The organism is Streptomyces sp. LS1784 (genome assembly GCF_020103755.1).
Classification (GTDB): domain Bacteria; phylum Actinomycetota; class Actinomycetes; order Streptomycetales; family Streptomycetaceae; genus Kitasatospora.
Window position 1 is genome coordinate 1 of the sequence record NZ_JAHSQD010000639.1, and the last position, 4,378, is coordinate 4,378.

5 protein-coding genes are annotated in these 4,378 nt (G+C 71.4%); 1 reads left to right on the forward strand and 4 read right to left on the reverse strand.

Features of this window, described 5'->3' with window-relative positions; genetic code table 11:
- On the reverse strand, positions 1 to 190 hold a 190-nt coding region (locus tag KS423_RS39515), incomplete at its 3' end, for a glycosyltransferase (RefSeq protein ID WP_224284556.1).
- Between the two features lie 291 nt (positions 191 to 481).
- Entirely contained in the window at positions 482 to 922 is a 441-nt protein-coding gene (locus tag KS423_RS39520; RefSeq protein ID WP_224284557.1) for an SRPBCC family protein, read from the reverse strand.
- 91 nt (positions 923 to 1,013) lie between these two features.
- Here KS423_RS39520 and KS423_RS39525 point away from each other — a divergent pair, with 91 nt between their 5' ends.
- Positions 1,014 to 1,913 (forward strand): HipA family kinase, encoded by a 900-nt coding sequence (locus KS423_RS39525; RefSeq protein WP_224284558.1) that lies wholly within the window; start codon positions 1,014 to 1,016, stop codon positions 1,911 to 1,913.
- 140 nt (positions 1,914 to 2,053) lie between these two features.
- Here KS423_RS39525 and KS423_RS39530 read toward each other — a convergent pair whose 3' ends face one another.
- Both KS423_RS39530 and KS423_RS39535 read right to left on the reverse strand, forming a co-directional pair.
- Positions 2,054 to 3,538, reverse strand: coding sequence for a S8 family serine peptidase (locus tag KS423_RS39530; RefSeq protein ID WP_224284559.1), 1,485 nt, complete (start codon positions 3,536 to 3,538; stop codon positions 2,054 to 2,056).
- 252 nt (positions 3,539 to 3,790) lie between these two features.
- Positions 3,791 to 4,378: amidohydrolase family protein (locus tag KS423_RS39535; protein WP_224284560.1), on the reverse strand; the 588-nt coding region annotated here is incomplete at its 5' end.

Genomic DNA, 4,378 nt, shown 5'->3' on the forward strand with positions numbered 1-4,378 from the left:
GGCCGGGCGAGCGCCGGGCGGGCCAGTCCTGGACCAGCGCGCCCATCGCGGCGGCCTCCTCGGCCAGCCGCCCGCCGCGAGGACAGGCGACCAGCACCCGGTGGCCGGCCTCCCGCTGGCCCCGCACCAGATCGGCGACGACGCGGGCGACCCCGCCGTCCACCGGTTGGGAAATGTGAAGGATCGTCATATGCACGGCGGCGAGCCTAGGGTGGCTCTCCGGCGCCTGGTGGCGCCAATCACCCGCAGGTGGTGGTTCGGCCACCCGTACGGCTTTCGGCTCGTACGGGCGACCGAGCCGCTCGAATTCCAGGGCGATTCGATCGCTTTGATGGATCGACGCGCGCGAATCGCACGGTTGGCGATTCCGGCGGCTCCGCGAGCCCCGGCGGACCGTGGGGTCCTCAGTGGAAACCGAGGCCTTCAGTGGAACTTGAGGCCCTCGGTGAACGATGAGGTCCCCGGCGGACCTGCGGTGGCCTCAGCGGACCTCGGCGGCGAGGTTGGCCAGCACCTGGTCGTGGATCCGGTTCAGGCCCTTCGGGGCGAAGGTGCGTTCGAAGAAGCCGCCGATGCCGGTCGCCCCCTGCCAGGTGGCGGTCACGGTGACCTTGGAGCGGCCCTCGCCGACGGCCGAGACGATCCAGGTGATCACCATGCTGGAGTTGGCGTCCTTCTCCACCAGCTGGTCGGGCTTGGGCGCGGAGACGGTGAAGAGGCAGTCGCGCACCCGCTTCTCGGTCGCCTGGAGCTTCCAGTGCACCTGAGTGCCGGCACCGGCGCCGCCGACCCGCACCTCGTACTCGCTGTACTGTGCGGGCAGCAGCTTCGGGCGGGTCACCTGGTAGTCGGCCAGCGCCTCGTACACCCGCTCGGGGGCCGCATCGTAGACCCGCTCGGTGGTGGCCTGCACCTGTCCCATGACCTTGCTCTCCTCATGTGGTGGGAACCGCTCTGTCCGGCAAGCCAATCACAGGGTCGCGCCCGCGACGCGGCGGGATAGGGTGGCCGGTGTGCTCGATCTGGTGACTGCTGTGCGCTACGTCGACCCGCTGCGGGCCGGCGGCTCCGTCCCCGGCGTGGTGGAGACCGACGACCTGGGGACGTACGTGGTCAAGTTCACCGGGGCCGCGCAGGGCCGCAAGGCGCTGATCGCCGAGGTGATCGTCGGCGAGCTGGCCCGGCGGCTGGGCCTGCGGGTGCCCGAGCTGCGGCTGGTGGACTTCGACCCGGCCGTCGCCGTGGACGAGCCGGACGCCGAGATCCAGGACATGCTCAAGGCCAGCGCCGGCCTCAACCTCGGGATGGACCTGCTGCCCGGCGCGCGGGACTTCCGGCCGGGGATGATCGCGGTGGACTCCGTCGAGGCCGGCCGGGTGGTCTGGCTGGACGCCCTGACCGGCAACGTCGACCGCACCGTGCACAACCCCAATCTGGTGGCCTGGCACGGGCGGCTCTGGCTGATCGACAACGGCGCCGCACTGATCTTCCATCACCGCTGGGCGGGGGCCGAGGCGGCGGTAGGCAAGGCGTACGACCTCAGCGCGCACGCGCTCGGCGGCTCGGCCCCGGACGTCCGGCTGGCCGACGAGGAACTCGGGCCGCTGGTCACCGTGCCGCTGCTGGAGGAGGTGGTGGCGCTGGTCCCGGACGAGTGGCTGGCCGGCGAGCCCGGCTTCGACTCGGTGGACGCCGTCCGGCACGCCTACGTCACGCACCTGGCCGCCCGGGTGGTGCTCTCCGAGGAGTGGCTGCCGGAGGGCTTCGCCACGCCCGAGCAGCTGCGCGAGGCGGAGCGGCGGCGGGCGGCCCGGACCCGGGCGGGCCGGCCGGCCTGGCTGCAGGAGGTGCCGGACCTGCACGGCAAGCCGTCGGTGGAGACGGTCTGGGAGCACCACTTCGACGAGGGCTAGCCGGGCCGGCGGGCCGGCGCGGGGCGGCCGGAGCGCGGCTGGGCGGATGCGACCGACTGGTGATCGAAAACGACCGGGGAGCGGGACCCAGTGGTCCCGCTCCCCGGCTCTACTGTTCAGAGGTGTCCGCGGTCAGCGCGTCAGCGCCACCACTGGACCGCCTTCTCGGCGTTGACCAGGCCCGCGCCGTAGAAGCCGTTGTCGTCGGCGCCGCCCTCGCAGGTGGCCTTCCAGGCGCCGGCACCACCCGGGTTGTACTCGCCGGTCGGGCACGGGATGGACTCGGCGTGGGTGGTCAGCATCTCGGTCAGCTCGTCCGGGCTGGCCCACGGGAAGGTGCCGGCCAGCAGCGCGACCACGCCGGCGACGTGCGGGGTGGCCATCGAGGTGCCCTGCATGTAGCCGTACTTGCCACCGGGGATGGTGGACAGGATGCGGCCGTCCTTGTCCGGGGTGTTCGGGAGCTGGTAGCGGCGGTCGCCACCCGGGGCGGTGACGGACACGACGCCCTTGCCGTAGCTGGAGTAGTACGACTTGACGCCGTTGACGCCCACCGCGGAGACGGCGACGACGCCGGGCAGCTCGGTCGGCAGCGACAGGCAGTCGTTGGTGACCGGGCGGGTGCCGGGGGTGGTGTCGTCCGGGCTGGCCACGTCGACGGTCTTGTGCGCCAGGTCGAGGTTCTCGTTGCCCGCGGCGGCGACGTTGAGAACGCCCTTGCGCTGCGAGAAGGCGACGGCCTTGCGGACGGCCTCCGAGATCGCGGCCTGGTCCTTGTCCGTCTTGCAGTTGAACATCCACGGGTCGACGAAGTAGCTGTTGTTCGTCACCTTGAAGCCGTGCTCGCCGGCCCAGACGAAGCCGCAGACCGCGTTCTCCGGGTAGATGAACCCGCCGTCGTCGACGACCTTGACGGCGGCCAGCTTCACGTTCGGCGCGACGCCGACGATGCCCTTGCCGTTCTTGGCGGCGGCGATGGTGCCGGCCACGTGGGTGCCGTGGTCGCTGGTGGTCGGCTGCCAGGCCTTCCAGTCGGTGTTCGTCTTGCCGTCGATGCAGGAGACCGACTGCGAGGCGTCCACGTTGGCGGCCAGGTCCTCGTGGGTGGCGTCGATGCCGGAGTCCAGCACGCCGACGGTGACGTTGCGGCTGCCGAGCGAGATCTTGTGGGCCTTGTCGGCACCGATCTGACGCATGTCCCACTGGTAGGCGTCGTAGGGCTCCTCGCCGGGGGCGGCCGAGGCGGCCGGCTCGGCGGCGACGTCGGCCTTGCCCTGGTCGGCGGCCTGGATGCCCTTGGTACGGCTGGCGCCGACCGAGTCGACGCCCTTGGCCAGGCGCAGCTTCTCGGCGAACTTGGTGTCGTTCGAGCGGGCGACCACGACGCCGACCTGCTCGTACGACTGGACCACCGTGCCGCCGAGGCCGGTGATGGCCTTCTCGACCTTCTGCACCTGGCCGTGGTTGGCCTTGGTGTTGACGACGTAGCTCATCAGCGGACCGGTCGTCGAGTCGGCGGTGGGGGCCGCGACGGCGGTGCCGGCCGGCAGCGCGAGGGCGCCGGCGGTGGCGAGCACGACGCCCACTGCCGCGTACCGGGTACGGCTGATCCGAGGAACACGCATGGGGGTTGGCCTCCCGAGTCGTCAGGCGGCAGCTGCGATGGGCAGGTGCGCTTGGGAATGACCGGGACGCTAATGAATATTTGCTTATAAGCGCAAGAGGTAGTCATCCAATCGTCACATCCGGATCAGGAAGGGGGGTTACGAGCTCCGGAGATCAACAGGGAAACAGAGGTCAAGAGTGTTAAAAAGTGATGGTTCGCCAACGTGCGGCCACACCCGCCGCGACGGCGGCCACCAGCACCGATCGCACCCCTACAACGCGTACAACCGGCGCGCGTTGTCGGCCGCGACCAACCGCGCCACCCGCTCGGCGTCGGCTGCGGAGCAGGCGCCGTCGGCCTGCCAGCCCGCGAGCACCGCATCCAGTCCGTACCGGAACTGACAGGTGCCCACCAAATAGAGTTCGGGCAGCCCGTAGGCGTCGGTGGAGAACAACAATTTGCCGAACGGCGCCAGCTCCAGCATCTCGCCCAGCACCGCGGCCACCCGCGGCCCGGCGTAGGAGGCGGTCAGCCCGAGGTCGGTGTACACCGTCGGGAAGGCCTGGGCCAGCCAGGCGGCCTGCCGGTGGTACGGGTAGCCGTGCAGCAGCACCAGCGGGACGGCGCTGGGCTCGGTGGCCCGCACGAAGTCCGTCAGCAGCGACGGGTCGGCCCGGTGCAGGGTGAGGTCCGGATCGCCGAAGCCGGTGTGGAGTTGGAGCGGCAGGCCGAGCTCGGCGCAGACGTCCACGGCCGTCCAGAGCAGGTGGTGCAGCAGCACCGGGTCGGTCAGCCGGCCCCGCCCGCCGCGCAGGTGGGCGCCGGCTGCGGCCACCACCGCCGCGGCGGCCGGGCGTTC